The organism is Bacillus sp. 22-7 (assembly GCF_010628845.1).
GTDB lineage: Bacteria > Bacillota > Bacilli > Bacillales > Cytobacillaceae > Cytobacillus > Cytobacillus firmus_B.
In genome coordinates, this window is sequence record NZ_NJQY01000013.1 from 33,909 (window position 1) to 55,380 (window position 21,472).

Here is a 21,472-nt window from a genome sequence, read left to right on the forward strand (position 1 = left end):
GTGACAGGCACCACCCGAATTTTGTCGATTACAATTTTTTATCATAAAGGAGAGAATTACTATGCCATTTATCGAACAAGTATATGCACGTGAAGTATTGGATTCCCGCGGTAACCCAACAGTTGAAGTTGAAGTTTTAACAGAATCAGGATTCTTTGGACGCGCGATTGTTCCTTCTGGAGCATCAACTGGCGAGCACGAAGCAGTAGAACTTCGTGACGGCGACAAGTCCCGCTATCTTGGAAAAGGTGTTCAAAAAGCGGTAGACAACGTGAACAACCTGATTGCAGAAGCTGTAATTGGTTTGGATGTAACAGACCAGGTTGGCATCGACCGCACAATGATCGCGTTAGATGGAACTGAAAACAAAGGAAAGCTTGGCGCAAACGCAATCCTTGGCGTATCCATGGCTTGTGCACACGCGGCTGCTGAGTCTGTAGGACTTCCTTTATACCGTTACCTTGGCGGCTTCAACGCGAAGCAGCTTCCAACACCAATGATGAACATCATCAACGGCGGATCTCACGCTGACAACAACGTGGACTTCCAGGAATTCATGATCATGCCTGTAGGAGCGCCTACTTTCAAGGAAGCCATCCGCATGGGTGCTGAAGTATTCCATTCATTGAAAAAAGTTTTATCTGGCAAAGGTCTTAACACTGCTGTAGGTGACGAAGGCGGATTCGCTCCAAACCTTGGCTCTAACCGTGAAGCTCTTGAAGTAATCATCGAAGCGATCTCTAACGCTGGCTACGAAGCTGGCAAAGACATCTACCTTGCAATGGACGTTGCTTCTTCTGAGTTCTACAACAAAGAAACTGGCAAATACGATCTTGCAGGCGAAGGCCGCACTGGCTTAACTTCAGAAGATATGGTTAACTTCTACGAAGAGCTTGTAAACGAGTTCCCTATCATCTCAATTGAAGATGGTCTTGACGAAAACGACTGGGAAGGCCATAAGCTATTAACTGACCGCATCGGCGGAAAAGTTCAGCTTGTTGGTGACGACTTGTTCGTTACAAACACGAAGAAGCTTGCTCAAGGAATCGAGCAGGGCGTAGGCAACTCAATCCTGATCAAAGTAAACCAAATCGGTACATTAACAGAAACTTTCGAAGCAATCGAAATGGCAAAGCGTGCCGGCTACACTGCAGTTGTATCCCACCGTTCAGGTGAAACAGAAGATGCTACAATCGCTGACATCGCTGTTGCAACAAACGCTGGCCAGATCAAAACTGGTTCAATGTCCCGTACAGACCGTATCGCGAAATACAACCAGCTTCTTCGCATCGAAGACGAGCTTGGCGATTTAGCTGTATACGATGGCTTAAAATCTTTCTATAACTTGAGCAAGTAATCTTGCTTGTGCAGCCGTCCCGGGTGGGGCGGCTGTTTTTTTGCTTGGCCGGTAAAAGGGGCAGTTTGGCCGGTAAATATTCATTTTCGGCCGGTAAAATGAAGTCCTTCAAAAAAATCGGCAGATAATTGGCAGCTTCTGTCCTTAAATGAACCTGAATAGGGAAGTTTCATTCCAGTAAGCAGCTTTTTCGCAATATTTGAGGAGGATAGATGGGTGAATTCCCGAAATTGCTGATTCGTTATGGAGGAGCTGATTAAAAGAAGGTAATCATGGAGGGTTCTAATATGTGCTTCCTTATCAGCAGATTGGCAACTGCTGCATTTCCTGGTGCCCCGCACCCTTTTCATTGAAAATCTGCTGCATGCCGGACATTGAATCCCGGTAATAATCTCTTTTATATCCATGTCATAGTATTTTAAGATATTGTAATTCGCAGGGATATGCTTTTTGGTAATAGCTCTGCTTAACTTTTTGATGTCTCTGTCTGTTACTTTCTGCAATGGATATTTCTCCTTTAGTTTTTCTATCCTATCTCTCAAATGGCTTGCATGCAGGACCTTTTCTAAGGCCAATTTATGATATGAAGAAGTCTTGATAATAGTAGACGGGTTGCTGATAACAACGAGGTATTCAATAGGGATGCAGATATTCATAGCAGCTATCCATTTTGCAAGTTCCTTTTGCTGTCTTTTAGCTTGTATTAAGGGGTCAAGAAATCCTCTTTCATTCTCTTGTTTGCTCTGAATCAGCTGGTTAAATGCGGGATCAAACTAAATAGTGCCGGAGATGTTCTTAATTTCGAGGATAAGAAGGAAGTTTGAACACATGAGCAGCACATCGATTTGATAGAAGTCGCCTGTTCCATTGGAATGCCGAATATCTTTAAGAAGAATGAACCCAGGTAAATCTTTTAAAAAATAATCCACAGCTTCTTTTCCGCGGACACCTGCTTTCCGCTTCGCTAAATCACCTTCGATGAGGCCCCTTTTTGGATGTGATTGCGGCAGCCTTCTTAATAAGGCATTTATGCTTAGTATAAAATGGTCTGATTTCTTACACTCTTTTATTATCAATAGCATCATTCCTTTCACAGGATAGATTCTCTCTATCGCTATAAAAGTCCTTCCGCAGTCCATACACTGCCAAAATCTTATTGTGAATACCACCAAAATGTGATAAATTAAGAATAATGTGATTGTACGTTTTCAGGAGGTGGCTTCATGCATACATTATTGATTACCCTTTTAGTCATTGTTTCGATTGGCCTTATTGTAGTTGTACTCCTTCAATCTGGTAAAAGCGCAGGTCTTTCCGGTGCCATTTCAGGAGGAGCAGAGCAGCTTTTTGGAAAGCAAAAAGCCCGCGGTATTGATCTGGTTCTTCACCGCATCACGGTTGTTCTTTCTGTCTTATTCTTTGTACTTACTGTTTTAGTTTCTTATTTTGCGATATAAATGAACGCAGCGCCTGGCCTTCAGAAGGTCAGGCTTTTATTTTTCTTCGGCAGTTTTCGCTTAAGAAAGCTTTTTATTGGCATGTTCCCCCGCTGTTTGCTAAAAATAAGGAATGCAGATTCAATCAAACGTTTGATTAATAAAATTATAGGAATCATAAGGTAAAAGGAGTTTTATCAATGAGAGTTGTTGCACCAAAACCGTTTACATTTGGAAATGGAAACAGAGCAGTCCTGCTGCTGCATGGGTTTACCGGAAATACAGCAGATGTCAGAATGATGGCAAGGTTTCTCGAAACAAAGGGCTACACCTGCCATGCGCCGCAATATAAAGGACATGGGGTTCCGCCCGAAGAGCTTGTTCATACAGGCCCGGAAGACTGGTGGAAAGATGTGATGGAAGGGTACGAATTTCTGAAAAATAAGGGACATAAAGAAATTGCAGTGGCCGGACTTTCACTTGGCGGCGTATTTTCCCTTAAATTGGGTTACACTGTACCTGTAAAGGGTATTGTCCCGATGTGCGCACCTATGTACATAAAAAGCGAAGAAGTCATGTATGAAGGAATTCTGAGCTACGCAAGAGAATATAAGAGACTTGAAGGAAAGACGGAAGACCAAATTGAGCAGGAAATGGAAGAGTTCCAAAAAACACCGATGAATACATTAAAGGCACTACAGGAGCTGATCGCGGATGTGCGCAATCATGTGGATATGATTTACTCCCCGACATTTGTTGTACAGGCACGACATGACCATATGATCAACACGGACAGCGCTAACATCATTTTCAATGAAGTGGAGAATGACTTAAAGAAGCTCAAGTGGTACGAAGAATCCGGGCACGTCATTACTCTTGATAAAGAGCGTGACCAGCTGCATGTAGATGTATATGAGTTTTTAGAAAAGCTTGATTGGGAAGAATAATAACAAAAGAAAATCTCCCTGAGGAGGGATGAAGATATGGAAAATAATATACAACATCTGATCGACAAGCTGCTTCATTATATGAAGGATGAAGCCTATAAGCCATTGACGGTCCAGGAGCTGGAAGCCGCATTTGGAATTGAGGATTCCACAGGCTTCAAAGATTTCGTTAAGGCGCTTGTTGTCATGGAGGAAAAAGGGCTTGTTGTCAGAACGAGAAGCAATCGCTATGGCCTGCCTGAAAAAATGAACCTGATCCGCGGGAAGCTTTCCGGCCATGCAAAGGGATTTGCCTTTGTCATTCCGGAAGAGCAGGGAATGGATGATATATTTATCCCGCCCAATGAAACAAATAATGCCTTAAATGGAGATATTGTTCTCGCGCGTGTGACGTCTGAGAGTTCCGGCCAGAGGCGGGAAGGCACGATTGTCCGCATCTTAGAGCGCGGTGTGACACAAATTGTTGGAACGTATACGGAAAGCAAGCACTTTGGATTTGTGATCCCGGATGATAAAAAGTTTGCCAGCGATATTTTTATCCCCAAAGCAGCATCAAAAGGTGCGGTTGAAGGGCATAAGGTCGTTGTAAAACTGACCACTTATCCAGAAGGCAGAAAGAGCGCAGAAGGAGAAGTTATCGACATACTTGGGCATAAAAACGACCCGGGTGTGGATATCCTTTCTGTTATTCACAAGCATGGCCTTCCGCTTGAGTTTCCTGATGAGGTGCTTAAGCAGGCTGAAGAAACGCCGGATACGATTGATCCAAGTGAGCTTGAAAACCGCCGTGATTTGAGAAACGAAGTTATTGTCACAATAGACGGTGCGGATGCAAAGGATCTTGATGATGCAGTAATGGTTAAAAAAATGGATAACGGCAATTACAAGCTTGGCGTTCATATTGCCGATGTCACATACTATGTCCGTGAGGATTCCCCGATTGACAGGGAAGCGGAAGAGCGGGCAACCTCTGTGTATTTAGTGGACCGGGTTATCCCGATGATCCCGCATCGCTTATCAAATGGCATTTGCTCATTGAATCCAAAAGTGGACCGGCTTACACTTTCTTGTGAGATGGAAATCACATCGGATGGAGAAGTAGTGAATCACGAGATTTTCCAGAGTGTGATTAAAACAACGGAACGAATGACTTATTCAGATGTGAATAAGATTTTAGAAGAGCAGGACGAAGAACTTATCAACAGATACCAACCGCTTGTGCCTATGTTCGAACTGATGAAGGAGCTTTCTCTAATCCTGCGTAAAAAGAGAATGCATCGCGGAGCCATCGACTTTGATTTTAAAGAAGCGAAGGTCATTGTGGATGAAGAGGGCAACCCGACAGAAGTCGCATTGCGCGAACGCTCGATTGCAGAGCGCCTGATTGAAGAGTTTATGCTCGCAGCCAATGAAACTGTTGCTGAGCACTTCCATTGGATGGATGTACCGTTCATCTATCGAATTCATGAAGATCCGAAGGAAGATAAGCTTAGAAGATTCTTCGAGTTTATCACCAACTTTGGCTATATCGTAAAAGGAACAGCCAATTCCGTTCACCCGCGGGCCCTTCAGGAAATCATCGAAGAGGTTCAGGGAAAACCGGAAGAAATGGTTGTCAGCACAGTGATGCTGCGCTCTATGCAGCAGGCGAAATACTTTGAAGAGAGCCTTGGGCACTTCGGGTTATCAACAGAGTTTTACACACACTTCACATCACCGATCCGCCGTTACCCGGACTTAATTGTCCACAGACTTATCCGCACCTACTTAATTGAAGGCAAGCTGGATCAGGCGACAAGGGAAAAATGGAATGTACAGCTGCCTGATATTGCTGAGCACTCTTCCAATATGGAGCGCCGTGCAGTTGAAGCAGAACGCGAAACAGATGAACTGAAGAAAGCGGAATATATGGCTGACAAAATCGGCGAGGAATATGATGGGATCATCAGCTCTGTTACAAACTTTGGCATGTTTGTCGAGCTTCCAAACACGATTGAAGGACTTATCCATGTCAGCTATATGACAGACGATTATTACCGCTATGACGAGCGCCAGATGGCGATGATCGGGGAGCGTACAGGCAATGTCTACCGCATTGGCGACGAGATTACAGTCCGTGTCGTTAATGTAAACAAAGACGAACGCTCGATTGATTTTGAAATCGTCGGCATGAAGGGCACCCGCAGACGGGAAACTCGGGAAGCGCCAAAAGTGTTCAAGACTGGCAGCACCGAGAAAAAGCCGCGCAGAGGGAAGTCTGATCAGGGCAAAGGAAACAGTTCAGGCGGTCCAAGAAAGAAAAAAGAGAAAAAGCATTACGAAAATGCGCCAAAAGCAAAGCGGAAGAAAAAGAAGCGGTAAAAGCGGGAGGGCCTTAAAGGCTCTCTCTTTCCTTCCCGGCAGGGCTCCTCGTTGAGAGGGGCACGCAATTTTGCTATAATAGAAGAACCGCTAGAGAACGGATGCTGCATTTCCTGATAACAGGAAAGGGGAGCAAAGGGGGATTCAACATGCCAAAAGGAACTGGCAAAATGGTTGCGCAAAATAAAAAGGCCTATCATGACTATGCTATAGAAGAAACATATGAAGCGGGAATTGTTCTGCAGGGGACGGAGATTAAATCGATCCGAGCGGGCAAGGTGAATCTGAAGGACTCATATGCAAGAATTCAAAACAATGAAATCTATCTTTTCGGCATGCATGTCAGTCCTTATGAGCAGGGAAACCGTTACAATCACGATCCGCTAAGGACCAGAAAGCTTCTCCTGCACAGAAAAGAAATCAGCAAGCTGATTGGTGAGTCGAAGGAAGTCGGCTACTCGATCGTTCCATTAAAAATGTACCTCAAGAATGGTTATGCAAAAGTTTTAATTGGCCTGGCGAGGGGTAAAAAGAAATATGACAAGCGTGAGGATCTGAAGAAGAAAGAAGCCAAGCGTGAGGTTGAGCGTGCTTTCCGCGAAAGGCAGAAAATGTAAATCCAGAACCTTACAATTGAAAAATTTGTTCAGTGTGCTATAATAGTAATTGTCACAGCGAGTGACACAAACTTTAGCTCATCTATTTCGAGCTTATCCGAACGTCAGCGTGCTGAATAAGATTCGGCGCAGACCTATTATAATGGGGACGCTACGGATTCGACAGGGATAGTTCGAGCTTAGGTTGCGAGTCGAGGGGATCGGCCTCGTTAAAACGTCAAAGCCAATAACTGGCAAAACTCAAAACAACTTCGCTTTAGCTGCCTAATAGGCCTTTAGCGGTTCGCCCCTCCATCGCCCATGTGGTAGGGTAGCGGACTCACTCTTAGTGGGCTACGCCGGATTCCACCGCCTGAGGATGAAGGAAGAGAACAACCAGGCTAGCTGGCCGGACGCCCGTCGATAGGCATAAGGATCAGCGAATCGCGAATATATCGACTACACTCGTAGAAGCTTAAGTGCCGATATTTCTGGACGAGGGTTCGACTCCCTCCGTCTCCACCAAATACATATTTGGTGGTTTTTTATTGTCTTTTTTTAACATTCTTCCTCAATTAATGTTTTCTATTTTCTTTTCAATTTTACTTCCGGTAACTTTCCATTTCCCATCCCACAGTGTAAAATAAGAATGTACGTTCCCTTTTTGAGTATAACATAACTTTTCCTGTTTATTAATAAAAAATTCAGATAATTGGTTGACTTTCCCAATAGTGGTAGTAGATAATACTTGTGAGTAATATAATGCAGACGGAGCTGTTATTTATGGGGCACAGAGGACGGAAAATAGGGGCCAGCGGGGAGCAGAGCCGCGCATTGCTTCTTGAAGTTGCCGCGGAGGAATTTGCGCAGAAAGGCTATTTTCATACAAAAATCAGCGATATTGTGAAAAGGGCAGGTTTGACACAGCCTTCTTTTTACCTTTACTTTGAAAGCAAAGATGCCATTTTCCAGGAGCTTACCGACATGTTTCGCAGACGGATTTCTGAGCTTACTTCCAGGAGCCGCGTAGAAACAGGTGTTGATTTGTCATCATTGCCTGAACGAATAACCTCAGGTCTGGCTGCTATCTTTTCATTTTTTAGGGATAATCAGCATTTGACCCGCATCGGTTTTTTTATGGCTTCGGATGCCGACGAATTTAAGGAGATACTTGCTGGTCAAATTGAAGCCAATCTCTTGTCAGAGCAGCAGGCAGGATACTTCAGGGAAGATGTTGATATGGGAATTGTCGCACAGAGTCTGACAGGGATTATTGAACGCCTGACATTAACCAAATTATTTAAAGGGATAAAGACTCCAGAAGATTTAGCAAAAGAAATTGTCCATTTATTCCTTTATGGAATGATTAATAAAAGCAGCACTCAATGAAGACTTCTGAGGGGAACAGAATCTTTACGGGAGAGTGGAAAAGGGAATGGAAACCTGTGAGGGGAAAATTGATAAAGAATGGGTAGAGCTCATATTGACAGCCAAACAGCTGGGGTTAACAATTGAGGAAATACAGGACTTTATTAAACAATCCAAAAGTGGGTCTAATAAAGGCAGGATTCAGGAAAAACATAAATAGCTTGATTATCCTGAGATCAATGGGAAGGATAGGAACAAATGAGGAAACTTTGGATAGGGGGCACTTTTACGGGACTGCTGTCTGGAACTTTTCTGGGTTTATTTCTTAAAATGATTGAGATATCCACAGGTATAAAAGTGTACACATTGCTATTAAATGTGGATTACTTTCCGATTTTAAAAAACTATCATTTTCCCGAATTAGTCGAATTTGGATTTCACCTAATCATTTCAGTTATAGTGGCAATCAGCTTATTATTAATAATAAAAAAGTACTGCTGGAACAGGGTCCAAATCATCGTCCGTACATTATTCATCACCTTTTCCATAGGATTTCTGCTTTATCCGACGACTGGATTATCGGATCGAACCCCTGAACTTACATCTTTACCTGCCCTATTTTTCTGGCTTCTAGGCCATCTGTTATATGGTCTGCTGCTTTCTTTGCTGTTTATAAAAAAGGAATTCTTACTGAATTAGGGATAAAGGTCTTTTAATCCTTGTTAATATGTTTTATAGTGTTAGTAAAGATTTGTCTTATTAGGTGATGGAGTTCACCTTTAACCGCCTTTTGGCTAATGACTCCTGTCAGTTATGTGGTAACTGGCAGGAGTCTTTTTGTTTTGGGTAAACTAAGAGAAATGGAGGGTTCTGGATGGTTTATATACTGGTTGGCGCAGCAGGGTTTTTAGGTGCCGCATTACGTTACAGCATAGGTGTTTTTCTTTTTCAGGAAAGTGCGGTTTTTCCTTTCGCCACTTTGACGGTTAATCTTCTGGGAAGTTTTCTCCTGGCTTGGCTGACGACGGGCCTGATGGTTCGTTTTTCTTTGCCGGCTCATATAAAAACAGCACTCGGAACTGGTTTTGTGGGATCCTTTACCACTTTTTCAACTTTAAGCGTTGAAACGGCAGCACTCTTTCTCGATGGAAAAACAGCTCTGGCCGTTTTGTATATCGCAGCCAGCATTTTTGGCGGATTATGGATGAGCCGATTGGGGTTTCAGGTCAGGAAAGGAGAAGACGCCGGATGAGTACGTTATTTGTATTAATGGTGGGGATAGGCGGTTTCTTTGGAGCGATTTCCCGGCTTTGGGTCAGTCAGTTCGTTAGTAAAAGGTTTGTGTCGGGTTTCCCTGCTGCCACGCTTGTTATTAACTTAATTGGTTCACTGCTTCTTGGAATCATGGTGGGCTCAGGGATAAAAGGCAGCCTTTTAATGCTGCTTGGCACAGGATTTATGGGGGCTTTCACTACTTTTTCTACCTTTAAGCTGGAAGCTATACAGCTGCACATGGATAAAAGGAAAAAGGAGTTTATTCTATATAATATATTGAGCTATGGCGGAGGAATTCTTTTGGCTTTTCTCGGTATTGAACTGGGAATGCTCCTCGGATGAAGAGAAGGTTTTTCCAATGCGTTTTTTAGGGAATATCGTATGATAACCTGTCTTACAGAATTATGTTATGATAAGAAATAGCATCAAGGAGGTTATTCATATGTTCTGGGAAACTTACATGAAAGAAGATATATTAGTGGACTTGGGAATATCAATTGGAATTTTCCTGCTGTTTTTAATTTTTCGGAAGCTTTTCGCCAAATATGTATTTACACTATTATTAAGGCTTAGCAGAAAAGCCCCAAATGACTTTTTCTCACACGTATTTGTTTCATTTCAAAAGCCGATTCAGTGTTTATTCATTATTATAGGAATCTATGTTTCTGTTGGTTATTTTCCTTATCTGAATCAGCATAATTCACTGTTCCTGGATATTATTAGAGCATCTGTCATCATCATGCTCACATGGGGCTTGTACAACATGGCATCGGCATCTTCAGCCCTTTTCACAAGCCTAAAGGTTAAGTACGATCTGGAAATTGATGATATTCTCATTCCGTTCATTTCAAAGGCACTGAGATTCGTGATTGTGGCTATTAGCATCAGCATTGTTGCTCAAGAATTTAACTATGATGTGAATGGTTTTGTGGCAGGACTCGGGTTAGGCGGAGTTGCCATTGCTTTTGCTGCTAAGGACGTACTTGGCAATTTGTTAGGCGGCTTCGTCATTATTACTGAAAAGCCGTTCACAATCGGTGAGTGGATTATGACACCAAGTGTCGAGGGAACCGTTGAAGACATTTCTTTTCGAAGCACGAGAGTAAGAACATTCGCCCAGGCGCTTGTTACTGTTCCTAATGCAACTTTAGCAAATGAATCCATTACCAACTGGAGCAAGATGGGAAAAAGACAGATCAGCTTTAGACTGCGTGTTACCCATGATACAACCAAAGATCAAATGGCCAATGTCGTCGGGCAGATCGAGTATTTGTTAAAAAATCATCCGGATATTCATCCGGAAACCATTCTTGTTACTTTTGACGACTACAAAGAAAATGGGCTCGATATCTTCCTTTATTTCTTCACTAAAACAACAAACTGGGGAGAATTCCTTAAAATTAAGGAAGAAATCAATTTTGAGATCATGGACATTCTTGAAAATGAGCGTGTTTATGTTGCTATGCCTAGCAGGAAACTATACTTAGATCCTGAGGGCGAAAATCAGCTAAAAAAAGAATCCAGAGTGAGACAGGAATCGTAATATATAAGAAGGCGGACCTTGAGTCCGCCTTTTTATTATGAAAATATCTTATTCCATTGTTCGGCCTTCGCTAATGCTAAAGAATCTTCTTTCACTTCTTCCGGCTTTACTCCGCTCCCAATGATATAGTCCGCAAATTCCATCCCGACAAAATCAAAAATGTATTGAAATTGCTGAACAAGAGGGAGTCCTTTTACTTTCGCGCTGCTGCCTCCGGTAATGACAACATAAGCTTTCTTCTTTGCCAGCTCTTCTTTCAGATTAAAGCGTTCATCCCTTAGGTACTGTGACCAGCGATCAAAGAAATCCTTCATCGGACCGCTCATGCCATACCAGTATAAAGGGGTGGCGAATACGAAAACATCATGTGTCAGCATCTGATGCACTAACTCTTCATAGTCGTCATCGACCGGCGTAAAGCCGCCATCCGCATGCCTCTGATCCACAATCGGTTTGATATTCAGGTCTGCTAGTTTTACCAGGGTGTGATCAGTCCCTTCCACAATCTTATTTGCCAAATACTCCGAGTTCCCGTTTTCTCTTGTACTGCCCAGCAAAGCTAATACTTTCATTGAATTCTCTCCTTCGACTATCGTCTTTGTATGAATTTTACATAAAAATAATTGGTGAAGCAACGAAAGTAACTATACCTTTATTTCCAGATGGAGTGTGGAAGATGTTTTTTTCAGTTTCGCTCATAAATCGTGGTTTTTCGCCGATAAATCTTAAATTTCGCCCATAAAATAAAAAAATCGCTCATGAATCTTAAATTTCGCTCATAAAATTAAAATTTCGCCCATAAGGCAGGAATCTGATTCCTGAAAGCAGAATTTTTAGTTGAATTATTAAGAAAGGAGTTTATATATGATTGTAAGATCAAAAACAAAGCCACTCCAGCTGCACCAATTGGAGGCACTTTTGAACAGAATTCCCGATAACCATTCAAAAAGGAGGTTCATCGAAGAAGATTATGCTAAGCAAAAGGCGGGATACAAAGGTGAAAGGTCTCTTGAGTATCATTTAAGTTATCTTCCAAAGAAGGATTATTACATTTTCCATGATTTAAGGCTCTATGCTGGTAAACATTACTTTCAAATAGATATCCTCATTCTCACCCCTTTTTTCATCTCCGTCCTGGAGGTTAAAAATATTTCAGGTTCACTCTACTTTAATCCTATATTTACCCAGATGGTTCGAACGATCGAAGATAAAGAGGAGGGATTTCCTGACCCAGTCAAACAGGTAAAAAGACAAGCCTATCAATTAAAAAGCTGGATAGAAGAACAAAGATTTCCCGTGCTGCCGATCGAACCTCTGGTGGTTATAGCCAATGAACGCTCGGTTATCAAATTCGATCCCCGCGATAAAATCAATCCTCAGCTGGTTATTCCTTCCTCAGAAATTCCCTATAAAATCAATTACTTTAAAAACAAATACAAAACTGAAGCTCATTCCAACGGACAGTTAAAGAAGCTAATCAATAAACTGAAAACCAGTCATACTCCCCTTTTAACAGAGATCCTCCAGCGATATCAAATAAGTCCCACTGAGCTGAAACAAGGGGTCCAATGCCAGAAGTGCTCTTCCTTCCCGATGATAAGAATACATGGAAGATGGATCTGCTCAGCATGCAAGCATCTCTCCAAGGATGCACATATTCAATCCCTTAAGGAATACTCTCTTCTAATTAACCAATCAATCTCCAATGCCCAAGCGAAGGAATATCTAGGAATAAAATCAAGAGACTCCGTTAAAAGGCTTCTCCAATCAGTTAGCGGGAAGAAGGGAGGTGCGAACCGTGGAACTAAATATACATTGGATTTTTTTATTGACAATCCAAGTTCCCTCCATTAAAGTTAACTACATTAATAGTTAAACAGTTGAACAGTTAAATGATAGAATAATCACACTGTGAGGTGAATATATAAGTGAGTGTGCCAGACATTAAGGATTTGGTCGACCGGTATATTGCCGTTTCTTTTTCTGTTGAGAAAAAGGCTGCGTCACTTGTAAAAAATCAGATTGGCAGCGATCTGACCAATGATCAGCATTTTACTCTGAGGTACATAAATCAGGCAGGCTCTTGTACTTCGTCAGAGCTTGCGGAAGTGTTTGATGTAAAAAAGAGTGCGATCACAGCCATGATTACGCGCATGTGGGAAAAGGGTCTGATTCAGCGGACACGTGATGAAAATGATCGCAGGGTAGTCTATCTGACACTTACCGAAAAAGGGAATGAGCTGTACGTCAAAGCAGAAGAAAAGATTCATAATCTTGTAGAGTCACTGATAAACAGATTTGATCAGGCTGAAATTCAGCAGTTCATTGAAACCTTTGAGAAATTGGATAAAGTATTATCGCAGTCTAACGGGCAGTAAGACTGCCGCCTCTAGACTCCTGGCAATCGAAGAATATGGCGGAAGACTAACAATCTGCGGGGGAAAAGTACCCGCTGATTGAGGTTTCACTTTATCAGAAAACAAAGCGGGGGATTAAAAAGTGTATTCAATTATTAAAAGAAAATGGCTTGTCATTGCCGTCTGGATCGCAGTGGCTGCCGGCTTATTTATGGCAGCGCCAAACATGGCTGATCTTGTCCGTGATAAAGGGCAGATTACTGTTCCTGAAGAGTATTCATCCACACTTGCCGGGGATATCATGCAACAAGTGCAGAAACAGGAAGGCGGCGGGGATGAGACCCAGGTCGCACTTGTTTTTCATAATGATAAAAAGCTTACAGGAGAAGAAATCAAAGAAGCGGAGAAAGCTATCCGGACGCTTGAAGACAAAAGTTCAGAAATGGGAATTACTGAAATTCTTACACATTTTAATGAAGAAAGCTTAAAAGAACAGCTTGTTTCAGAGGATGGCAAGTCGATTCTTGCTTCTGTCAATGTAAGCTGGAACGATCGTGAGCCAGCAGAGCTGAGTGAAGAGCTTTATTCAGCTATTGATGATGCTGAGGTAGATCATTATTATACGAGTGAATGGCTGATCAATGAAGATCTCATGAACAGTTCGCAGGAAGGACTGAAAAAGACGGAAGGGATCACAGTCGTCTTTATTCTGGTCGTTTTGCTGCTGGTATTCCGATCAGTGGTTGCGCCAATTATTCCGATCCTGACAGTGGGATTCACTTATCTTGCTTCACAATCCATTGTGGCATTTTTAGTAGATAAGCTGGATTTTCCGATTTCAAACTATACCCAAATATTCCTTGTAGCGATTCTGTTTGGGATTGGAACAGACTATTGTATCCTGCTGCTTAGCCGTTTTAAAGAAGAGCTTTCCTATAATGAAAGCACAGCGGACGCCATTGTGGCAACATACCGCAATGCGGGGCGCACAGTATTTTTCAGCGGCCTGGCTGTTATGATTGGCTTTGCTGCAATTGGCTTCTCGCAGTTTATTCTTTACCAGTCAGCAGCAGCTGTGGCCATTGGTGTAGCGATCCTCTTAATTGCTTTATTTACGATTGTGCCATTCTTTATGGCGGTGCTGGGACAGAAAATTTTCTGGCCTTCGAAAAAGAGTGCCGAGCATGGTGAAAGCAAGCTATGGGGTACGGCCGGCCGATTCTCGCTGGCGCGTCCATTCCTGGCATTGCTTATCGTGGCAGCTGTTTGTGTGCCATTCCTGGTGACGTATGACGGAGACCTTTCCTACAACTCCCTTGAGGAAATCGGCGGGGATGTAAATTCCATTAAGGCGTTTAATGCCATAGCTGACAGCTTTGGACCGGGAGAATCCATGCCGACGCAGATCGTCTTGAAAAACGATGAGGAAATGGATTCAGCAGAATATGTAGGCCTGGCAGAAAAAATTAGCCGGGAGGTCGAAAAAGTAGATCTGGTGGATACAGTCCGTTCTGTTACAAGACCAACTGGAGAGCCGATCGAAGACTTCTTTGTTGCCAAACAAGCTGAAACGCTTGAAGAAGGGCTTGGGGAAGGAAAAGATGGACTGAACAAAATTTCAGATGGCTTGAATGAAGCAAGCAGCGAACTGTCCAAATCAGAACCTGAGCTGCAGAATGCCACAAAAGGAATCAATGACTTGATTTCCGGCACTAATGAAATCAAGTCGGGTCTTGGTGAAATTCAGACAAACCTGGCAAAAATCGAAGATGGTATTCGTCAGGGATCTGCAGGTTCAGATCAAATTAAAGAGGGATTAGAAAAATCCAAGGCCGGTGCCGAAGAGCTTCTCGCTGGATATCAGCAGCTGCTAGTTGGGTATCAGTCAGGAGAAGAGGCCATTCCTTCCTTAATGGCGGGCTATAAAGAAATCCAGACGAACTTAAATCAGTTGTCGGATGGCATCAGACAGGCAAATGAAGCACTGTTTGGTTATGTTGAAACCAAGGACCCTGAGTTGGCCCAAGACCCACAATACCAAGCAATTAAAGGTCAAGTAGCTGGCCTTCAGCAGCAGCTTCCAAAAGTTTCAGAAGGTATCAATGCTGCTAATAGGGGGTTAACACAGCTGCAAAACGGCTTGGCGGAAGCAAATAAAAACTTCGGAACCGCCATATCCGGCCAAAAGGAATTAACTTCAGGGCTCCAGCAGCTTATTAAAGGAATCGAAGCCCAGCAGGCAGGACTCAATCAGCTTGCAGACGGCCAGGGACAAATCGTTAATAATTTTCCAAAGCTGACAAATGGTTTAGCCGGAATCAATGGAGGACAGGAACAGCTTCTTGCCGGATTTGGCGATCTTGGCGGACAAATCAATCAGCTGACAGATGGCCTTGGCCAGAGTGCAGATGGGCTTGAGCAGGTATCTGAAGGACTCGGTTCTGCACAGGATTACCTGGCAGGTCTTTCAAACTCGGATAATATGGATGGTTTCTATCTGCCGCCTGAGGTTTTGGAGGATGAAGAATTTGCCCAGGTGTTTGATGTCTATTTGTCTGAGGACCGTAAAGTCATGACAATGGATGTTGTGCTTGAAGCAAATCCTTATTCTAATGAAGCCATTAACCAGGTAGATGAGATTAAGGAAGCTGTGGAAAGAGCGACAAAGGGGACTAAGCTTGAAAATGCGGTTGTCGCAGTAGGCGGGATTACAAGTACCAATGCTGATTTAAGCACAATGTCTGATCAGGATTATTCCCGTACAGTCGTATTGATGCTGCTGGGCATTTCCATCATTCTTGTGTTCCTTTTCAGGTCTATCATCATGCCAATCTATTTAATTGGTTCATTGATTCTGACCTACTATACAAGTATGGCAATGAACGAAGCGATTTTTGTGAATCTGCTTGGATATACAGGCATCAGCTGGGCGGTTCCATTCTTTGCTTTCGTTATTCTCGTTGCACTTGGCGTTGACTACAGCATTTTCTTAATGGACCGCTTTAATGAATATCGTGACCTTTCAATCGCAGATGCAATGCTGTTATCCATGAAAAAGATGGGCACTGTTATTATTTCAGCTGCTGTAATCCTAGGCGGAACATTCGCGGCCATGATGCCGTCCGGAATGCTGTCGCTATTGCAGATCGCTTCCATCGTTCTGATTGGATTAATGCTTTACGCACTGGTCGTGCTTCCGCTATTTATACCAGTCATGGTCAAAAACTTCGGTCAGGCAAACTGGTGGCCGTTTAAAAGAAGTGCAAATTAATTTAAGCTGAGACTGTCTTTATGGCAGTCTTTTTTTGATGGTTAAATTTAAGTAGAAGCATAAAGCCCCAATTATCAGCATTGGGGCTTTCAGCTAAAACTTATGGATTTGTCGACCACATGCCGGCTGTTTTCACAAACACCCGAGGGTTCAATTTCAGCTGTGCTACCATGAATTCTGCCAGATCTTCCGGCTGCATGACTTTTTCAGGGTTGCCGTCTGTCAGGTTTGTTTCAATCGCAAGGTCAGTGGCAACCGTGCTTGGAGTTAACGCGCTAACTCGGATATTGTGTTTTCTAACCTCAAGCATCAGGGACTCTGTTAAGCCTAAGACGGCAAATTTGGATGCGCTGTAAGCACTGGTGACAGGCGCACCTTTCTGGCCTGCTGTGGATGCAATGTTGATAATGTCTCCGGACTTCTGTTCAATCATTTCAGGGAGAACGGCTCTTGTAACATTATAAACACCCATCAAGTTGACTTTGATGATGCTTTCCCACTCAGCGGGAGAAAGCTCCAGGAATCCTCCAAACTTGGCGATTCCGGCATTGTTAATCAGGATATCCACAGAGCCAAGGTCTGACTTAATATGCTCTACTGCATGAGTAACAGCTTCAAGGTCGGCAACATCGGCTGCTGCAGCAGATACATTCACATCGTACTGGCTAAGTTCATCCGCCATTTTTTCCAGATTTTCAATCGTGCGGCCAAGCAAACCAATATGGACGCCTTCTTTTGCGAGCGCGATGGCTGCTGCACGGCCGATTCCTCTGCCTGCTCCCGTGATGAGAGCTGTTTTGCCTTTTAATGTATGCATCGTTTTTCCTCCTCTAAAAAAATCATTCATATACTACCAGAAAGGAGGTGAATTTCCTAATAAACCGCTTGCGCAGCTGACACGTTTGAGGAAGCTGCAGGCATTATGATAAGATCACTTCATTGAAAGGGGGAGATCTAGTGAAGCTCAGTGTATTGGATCAATCAGTCGTGGCGAAAGGGGATACTGCCGCTGAAACTTTTCGTAAAACAGTCAATCTAGCTCAAATGGCAGAACAGCTTGGCTACACTCGTTTTTGGGTGGCTGAGCATCATAATTCGAATGGAATGGCTGGCTCCTCACCGGAAATTCTTATCTCACATATTGCATCAAGCACCAGCAAAATCAGGGTTGGTTCAGGCGGAGTACTTTTGCCGCAATACAGTCCTTATAAAATTGCCGAAAATTTTAATGTTCTCCAGACATTATTTCCTGGAAGAATCGATTTGGGCGTTGGGAGGTCCCCCGGAGGATCCGCATCCACCCGGCTTGCCCTGACAGATGGCGTAAGGAAAAGTCTGAATGAATTTCCAAGACAGCTTAGGGATTTGCAGGGGTTTTTGAACAAGGAGCTTCCAGAAGGACATCCATATCAGCAAGTCAAAGCTTTTCCAGAGGCTGAAGACCCTGCACTAGTGTGGCTTCTTGGAATCACACATCGCGGAGCAAGGCTGGCTGCGGAAGTGGGAGCTGCCTTTACGTATGGGCACTTTATCAATCCTGCCAATGGAAAGAGAGCAATGGATACATATTTCAGTCAATTCCAGCCTTCAGCAGCTTTGGCTGAACCGAAAGCAAATGTGTGTATTTTTATTGTATGCGCTGAGACACAGGAAGAGGCTGAAAAGCTGGCATTGAGCCAGGATATGTGGCTTCTGGCAGTTGAAAATGGGAGAGATACGAGATTAATCCCAAACACAGAATCTGAAAGTATCCAGCTCACACATGCGGAAAAGAAGAAAATAGCTGAAAACCGCAAAAGAATGCTGGTTGGTACTCCTCGAAAAATAAAAGAGGAATTGCAGCTGCTCAGCGAAATCTACGCAACAGATGAGTTTATGATCATCACCAATATTCATGATTTTCAGGGCAAGCTGAATTCATACACAATGCTGGCTGAAGCTTTCGGATTAAGTTGAGAATTTGTAATCCACAAATTGACTTCCCGCTGTTTCAAAATGTGAATAACTAATTCATTGATTTTTTGAATTTTTCAGAAGTATCCACAATTAGAGTTGTTTTTTGCCCGTTTCATCCACACAGCGTGGATAATTCATGGAGACAACAGAGTTATCCACATAGGCGATCATGTTTGAGACAAAAAGTTATCCCCAACATTCGCCTCTTTTATTTATCCACATAAGTGATTGCCTGTCTTCCCATCTGTTCCCATCCGGCAATGAACTTGTCCCTTTGGTATTGGGTGTTTTTCTCCTTAAGCGGGTCATTTGCATAGATATGATCTTCATCATAGCCTGTGACTAATACAGCATGCATTCTATAAGTTATTTTGACCGGACCATCTTTTGTTTCCCAGGTTTCCCATTCCGATTCAGGCAATACGTCGTAAGTGCTGGTGATGATCACCCAGACTGGTCTGCCACCATCAAGCTGCTCGATCACTTTATCAAATCCGCTGCCTGTCAGGTCTTCAATTTTACCGGGCATATAGCCTTCAGCCAGTTCTGCAGCAGGCTCATGGTATACGCCGAGTCCCGGTTCATCCAATGTTTGCATATTGCCAACAAAGCCTTTATGAATATTTCCCCGATAGCCATCTTTTTCGAAAGGAACACGGTTTATTTTGTCCGCTAATTCCATTTTGTCTGTCTCTTTTCCAGCATGATTCAGGAGCATACTGAGACTGGTTACCTCACATCCTCTTTCAAGCTCAGGCATTTGCGAATAATGAGGGGCATCAATTAATACTTTTCCGTCTCTCTGTTCTGAGGATTCGGTTTCACTGTGCTGGCCGGTAATCCAGGATGGTGAAGAACAGCCTGCCAGCAGGATGAATGCGAGTAAAATAGCTCTCTTCAAGATTCACACTCCTTTGTGAAATTTCGCTTGTCAAAATAATTGGTATAAGCCTATTTCCCTATAGTGTGGAGCCTTAATCCTCATTCTGCATCAAAAAAAAAGCCCGGTTTCCCGGACTTAATTAATTTCGGCTTTCCCGCTGGATACAGAGATGCGGATATCATGTTCTCCTGATCCATGTTTGCCGGAAATATCATTTTTATCGCGCTTTTCATCATCCAATTCAAAATCACTGCTGATATGGCCGCTGCTTGCTTTGCCTTTTAAGGTGAAGTCTGCATCATCAGGCAAGTCAAGGCGGACAAAGCCTGAACTGGCTTCCACTTTAATAGAGTCAATCAGTTTTCCGATCATTATATCGAGCTGTCCAGATGAGACCCCGGCATCAAGCTTGCCCTGGTAGTTGCGGAGCTTCACTTTGCCTGAACTCATATCTATCTCGCCTGAACGGGCAAATAAGTGATCTGCATCCATCATTCCCGAGGAGCCTTCATGTTCAAATTCATTCGTCTTAATATTGGCCAGGCTGACTTTTCCCGAGCTCATATTAACATCCAGGCTCTCAAGCTCGAAAGGCTTGCTCTCAGATTCACCGGCGAAATTCAAACGGCCGGAACCGATGTCAATGGACATGGATTTATTGAAATCTTCAGGAATGTAAATTTTCAGATTGCTTTTGGTGTTGAAAAACTGAAAGCCGTCCAGCCACTTTCTTTTATATTCTACACGAATTTCGTTTCCAGACTTATTTACGGTCACTTTGCCTTTACCGTCAAGCTCCGCTCTAACATCATTTCTCTTTTCAGGAATAATGACTGTATCTGAGCTTGATACATCTATACTGATAGTATTTGTCCTCTTGCTGAGAGAAGCTTCATTATTGCTTCCTCCAAAGCTGAGCCAGCTGCCCACGCCGGTAAAGAGCAAATAGGAACAGACTAAAATGATAAAAATGGTGAAGATCCTTTTCACTATGAATCCCTGCTTTCCCTCAATAATTTCTTAATTATATTTTATGCTAATCTCAATTCATGCACATTGAGCCCCAGGTTTAATTTCAGCTAAGACCTTAGTCTTACGGAATATAATATATAGCTTTTTGTCCGGCGAAAGATGTGCAAACTTGAATATATACACTGCAGCAGAAGTTGTAGAGAGGAGCTCTGCCTATAGTAACCCTCTAAAAAGAATTCTCTTTTCACTGCTAATATCTTATTATAAAAGGAAAAAACAGGAGAATCTATGAAAATCAAAAATGTTATTGGAAATGTCGGCAAGCCTGAGGTATGCGATAAAAAGCTGACTGCGCTTGAGCTGAAAATGATTAAGTCGCATATAAAGATTGTTCCGATCTCAATAGATCACGAAACTGCTGCAAAAGAATTAATATTGAATGGATTCCAGGAACGCTTCGGGTTTATTGACCATTCGTTAAATCCTGATTTGAACTGCCTTACAGAAACATACAGCGCTGAAGGTGCTCTTTTTCTGGCTGGTTTAATTGATAATGAACTGGTGTGTACGGGTGCAATTACCAATGACGGCAATGGGGAGTGCAGGCTGCAGCGAATGTCTGTAAAAAAGGAATTCCGGGGTCAGGGCATTGCCCGAATGATGGTACGGAAACTGGAGGATCATGCTAAAGAAGCCGGTTACAAAAAAGTTGTCCTGGAAACAAATATTGCCTGGGATAGTGCGGTAAACCTCTATAAAAGCTGCGGTTATAAGGAGTTTAAAATGGAAGCTGAGATGATCCATCTATCTAAAGAAATTTAGCGGATTTGCCTAAGGGCAAGTCCGATTTTTTTTTAGAAAAAGCATGCATATGAAGTGCGATGTAACATAATATATGATATGATATATTTATGTTACATTAAAAAATGATAAATACAGTGGAAGCGGCAAAAGTTAATCTTATATTGGAAACAAAGCCAGCGACTCACTGTCACTTCTTTCTAATAGAAGCTCTGCACCATGCTAAGATCCGCAATGAGCTGCTGTCATAATCTCTCCTGGCATTATCCTGTTGCAATAAAAGAAAACCTCAATAATGGTAGAACATTGTTTATAACCTATATCCTTTGATTAAATCTGAATAAAGAAG

22 protein-coding genes, 1 other RNA gene and 1 riboswitch are annotated in these 21,472 nt (G+C 42.8%); of the genes, 17 read left to right on the forward strand and 6 right to left on the reverse strand.

Features of this window, described 5'->3' with window-relative positions:
• The first annotated feature begins 61 nt into the window (after window positions 1-61).
• A complete protein-coding gene (eno, locus tag CE058_RS10765; RefSeq protein ID WP_048008419.1) occupies window positions 62-1,357 on the forward strand; it encodes a phosphopyruvate hydratase in 1,296 nt (431 codons plus the stop codon).
• An 80-nt stretch (window positions 1,358-1,437) separates the two neighbouring features.
• Here eno and CE058_RS10770 read toward each other — a convergent pair whose 3' ends face one another.
• Both CE058_RS10770 and CE058_RS10775 read right to left on the reverse strand, forming a co-directional pair.
• Complete coding sequence (locus CE058_RS10770) at window positions 1,438-1,860, reverse strand: hypothetical protein (protein WP_156185107.1); 423 nt, start codon at window positions 1,858-1,860, stop codon at window positions 1,438-1,440.
• Between the two features lie 270 nt (window positions 1,861-2,130).
• Complete coding sequence (locus CE058_RS10775) at window positions 2,131-2,433, reverse strand: nuclease-related domain-containing protein (RefSeq protein WP_163142491.1); 303 nt, start codon at window positions 2,431-2,433, stop codon at window positions 2,131-2,133.
• 147 nt (window positions 2,434-2,580) lie between these two features.
• Here CE058_RS10775 and secG point away from each other — a divergent pair, with 147 nt between their 5' ends.
• The 11 genes from secG to CE058_RS10830 all read left to right on the forward strand — a co-directional run bounded on the left by secG (window position 2,581) and on the right by CE058_RS10830 (window position 10,883).
• Window positions 2,581-2,814 carry a preprotein translocase subunit SecG gene (gene secG / locus CE058_RS10780; RefSeq protein WP_035329304.1) on the forward strand — a complete coding sequence of 78 codons (234 nt, stop codon included), beginning with the start codon at window positions 2,581-2,583 and terminating at the stop codon, window positions 2,812-2,814.
• Window positions 2,815-2,993: 179 nt separating this feature from the next.
• A complete protein-coding gene (locus CE058_RS10785) occupies window positions 2,994-3,740 on the forward strand; it encodes an alpha/beta hydrolase (protein ID WP_163142494.1) in 747 nt (248 codons plus the stop codon).
• A gap of 36 nt (window positions 3,741-3,776) precedes the next feature.
• Window positions 3,777-6,101: a ribonuclease R gene (rnr, locus tag CE058_RS10790; RefSeq protein ID WP_163142497.1), complete on the forward strand. Its 2,325-nt coding sequence runs from the start codon at window positions 3,777-3,779 to the stop codon at window positions 6,099-6,101.
• Window positions 6,102-6,250: 149 nt separating this feature from the next.
• Window positions 6,251-6,718: an SsrA-binding protein SmpB gene (gene smpB, locus CE058_RS10795; protein ID WP_009331807.1), complete on the forward strand. Its 468-nt coding sequence runs from the start codon at window positions 6,251-6,253 to the stop codon at window positions 6,716-6,718.
• Between the two features lie 144 nt (window positions 6,719-6,862).
• Window positions 6,863-7,222, forward strand: a transfer-messenger RNA (tmRNA) gene (gene ssrA, locus CE058_RS10800).
• A gap of 237 nt (window positions 7,223-7,459) precedes the next feature.
• Window positions 7,460-8,086 (forward strand): TetR/AcrR family transcriptional regulator, encoded by a 627-nt coding sequence (locus CE058_RS10805; RefSeq protein ID WP_227888654.1) that lies wholly within the window; start codon window positions 7,460-7,462, stop codon window positions 8,084-8,086.
• Window positions 8,087-8,132: 46 nt separating this feature from the next.
• A complete protein-coding gene (locus CE058_RS10810) occupies window positions 8,133-8,285 on the forward strand; it encodes an anti-repressor SinI family protein (protein WP_082138926.1) in 153 nt (50 codons plus the stop codon).
• 38 nt (window positions 8,286-8,323) lie between these two features.
• Complete coding sequence (locus CE058_RS10815; RefSeq protein ID WP_048008423.1) at window positions 8,324-8,764, forward strand: hypothetical protein; 441 nt, start codon at window positions 8,324-8,326, stop codon at window positions 8,762-8,764.
• Between the two features lie 54 nt (window positions 8,765-8,818).
• Window positions 8,819-8,879: riboswitch (Fluoride riboswitch) on the forward strand.
• 60 nt (window positions 8,880-8,939) lie between these two features.
• Window positions 8,940-9,317, forward strand: coding sequence for a CrcB family protein (locus tag CE058_RS10820; protein ID WP_048008424.1), 378 nt, complete (start codon window positions 8,940-8,942; stop codon window positions 9,315-9,317).
• Window positions 9,314-9,682 (forward strand): fluoride efflux transporter CrcB, encoded by a 369-nt coding sequence (gene crcB / locus CE058_RS10825; RefSeq protein WP_163142500.1) that lies wholly within the window; start codon window positions 9,314-9,316, stop codon window positions 9,680-9,682. Before CE058_RS10820 ends, crcB begins: the two co-directional genes overlap by 4 nt.
• Window positions 9,683-9,782: 100 nt before the next feature.
• Complete coding sequence (locus tag CE058_RS10830; RefSeq protein WP_048008426.1) at window positions 9,783-10,883, forward strand: mechanosensitive ion channel family protein; 1,101 nt, start codon at window positions 9,783-9,785, stop codon at window positions 10,881-10,883.
• A 35-nt stretch (window positions 10,884-10,918) separates the two neighbouring features.
• On the opposite strand, the gene CE058_RS10835 is transcribed toward CE058_RS10830, so the two are convergent.
• Window positions 10,919-11,455: a flavodoxin family protein gene (locus tag CE058_RS10835; RefSeq protein ID WP_048008427.1), complete on the reverse strand. Its 537-nt coding sequence runs from the start codon at window positions 11,453-11,455 to the stop codon at window positions 10,919-10,921.
• 292 nt (window positions 11,456-11,747) lie between these two features.
• Here CE058_RS10835 and CE058_RS10840 point away from each other — a divergent pair, with 292 nt between their 5' ends.
• The 3 genes from CE058_RS10840 (at window position 11,748) to CE058_RS10850 (ending at window position 16,511) form a co-directional block, all read left to right on the forward strand.
• Window positions 11,748-12,737 carry a nuclease-related domain-containing protein gene (locus tag CE058_RS10840; RefSeq protein WP_163142503.1) on the forward strand — a complete coding sequence of 330 codons (990 nt, stop codon included), beginning with the start codon at window positions 11,748-11,750 and terminating at the stop codon, window positions 12,735-12,737.
• Window positions 12,738-12,811: 74 nt separating this feature from the next.
• Entirely contained in the window at window positions 12,812-13,261 is a 450-nt protein-coding gene (locus CE058_RS10845) for a MarR family winged helix-turn-helix transcriptional regulator (RefSeq protein WP_048008428.1), read from the forward strand.
• 121 nt (window positions 13,262-13,382) lie between these two features.
• The gene (locus CE058_RS10850) at window positions 13,383-16,511 is read left to right on the forward strand and encodes an MMPL family transporter (RefSeq protein ID WP_048008429.1); all 3,129 of its coding nucleotides are present in this window, start codon (window positions 13,383-13,385) and stop codon (window positions 16,509-16,511) included.
• A gap of 100 nt (window positions 16,512-16,611) precedes the next feature.
• Here CE058_RS10850 and CE058_RS10855 read toward each other — a convergent pair whose 3' ends face one another.
• Window positions 16,612-17,328 carry a 3-ketoacyl-ACP reductase gene (locus tag CE058_RS10855; protein WP_048008430.1) on the reverse strand — a complete coding sequence of 239 codons (717 nt, stop codon included), beginning with the start codon at window positions 17,326-17,328 and terminating at the stop codon, window positions 16,612-16,614.
• Window positions 17,329-17,468: 140 nt separating this feature from the next.
• On the opposite strand from CE058_RS10855, the gene CE058_RS10860 reads away from it, so the two are divergent.
• On the forward strand, window positions 17,469-18,467 hold the full coding sequence (locus tag CE058_RS10860; RefSeq protein WP_163142506.1) for an LLM class flavin-dependent oxidoreductase: 999 nt from the start codon (window positions 17,469-17,471) through the stop codon (window positions 18,465-18,467).
• A 208-nt stretch (window positions 18,468-18,675) separates the two neighbouring features.
• Here the strand turns inward: CE058_RS10860 and CE058_RS10865 are convergent, their stop codons facing one another.
• Window positions 18,676-19,368: a C39 family peptidase gene (locus CE058_RS10865; protein ID WP_163142509.1), complete on the reverse strand. Its 693-nt coding sequence runs from the start codon at window positions 19,366-19,368 to the stop codon at window positions 18,676-18,678.
• A gap of 117 nt (window positions 19,369-19,485) precedes the next feature.
• Window positions 19,486-20,340 (reverse strand): LiaG family protein, encoded by an 855-nt coding sequence (gene liaG / locus CE058_RS10870; RefSeq protein WP_048008433.1) that lies wholly within the window; start codon window positions 20,338-20,340, stop codon window positions 19,486-19,488.
• 270 nt (window positions 20,341-20,610) lie between these two features.
• Between liaG and CE058_RS10875 the strand changes: the two genes are divergently transcribed.
• Complete coding sequence (locus CE058_RS10875) at window positions 20,611-21,144, forward strand: GNAT family N-acetyltransferase (RefSeq protein ID WP_163142511.1); 534 nt, start codon at window positions 20,611-20,613, stop codon at window positions 21,142-21,144.
• Window positions 21,145-21,472: the final 328 nt, after the last annotated feature.

Coding starts and splice junctions, on each gene's coding strand:
- eno (WP_048008419.1), top strand. CDS start 62: ATGCCATTTATCGAACAAGTATATGCACGTGAAGTATTGGATTCCCGC.
- secG (WP_035329304.1), top strand. CDS start 2,581: ATGCATACATTATTGATTACCCTTTTAGTCATTGTTTCGATTGGCCTT.
- CE058_RS10785 (WP_163142494.1), top strand. CDS start 2,994: ATGAGAGTTGTTGCACCAAAACCGTTTACATTTGGAAATGGAAACAGA.
- rnr (WP_163142497.1), top strand. CDS start 3,777: ATGGAAAATAATATACAACATCTGATCGACAAGCTGCTTCATTATATG.
- smpB (WP_009331807.1), top strand. CDS start 6,251: ATGCCAAAAGGAACTGGCAAAATGGTTGCGCAAAATAAAAAGGCCTAT.
- CE058_RS10805 (WP_227888654.1), top strand. CDS start 7,460: ATGCAGACGGAGCTGTTATTTATGGGGCACAGAGGACGGAAAATAGGG.
- CE058_RS10810 (WP_082138926.1), top strand. CDS start 8,133: ATGGAAACCTGTGAGGGGAAAATTGATAAAGAATGGGTAGAGCTCATA.
- CE058_RS10815 (WP_048008423.1), top strand. CDS start 8,324: ATGAGGAAACTTTGGATAGGGGGCACTTTTACGGGACTGCTGTCTGGA.
- CE058_RS10820 (WP_048008424.1), top strand. CDS start 8,940: ATGGTTTATATACTGGTTGGCGCAGCAGGGTTTTTAGGTGCCGCATTA.
- crcB (WP_163142500.1), top strand. CDS start 9,314: ATGAGTACGTTATTTGTATTAATGGTGGGGATAGGCGGTTTCTTTGGA.
- CE058_RS10830 (WP_048008426.1), top strand. CDS start 9,783: ATGTTCTGGGAAACTTACATGAAAGAAGATATATTAGTGGACTTGGGA.
- CE058_RS10835 (WP_048008427.1), bottom strand. CDS start 11,455: ATGAAAGTATTAGCTTTGCTGGGCAGTACAAGAGAAAACGGGAACTCG.
- CE058_RS10840 (WP_163142503.1), top strand. CDS start 11,748: ATGATTGTAAGATCAAAAACAAAGCCACTCCAGCTGCACCAATTGGAG.
- CE058_RS10855 (WP_048008430.1), bottom strand. CDS start 17,328: ATGCATACATTAAAAGGCAAAACAGCTCTCATCACGGGAGCAGGCAGA.
- CE058_RS10875 (WP_163142511.1), top strand. CDS start 20,611: ATGAAAATCAAAAATGTTATTGGAAATGTCGGCAAGCCTGAGGTATGC.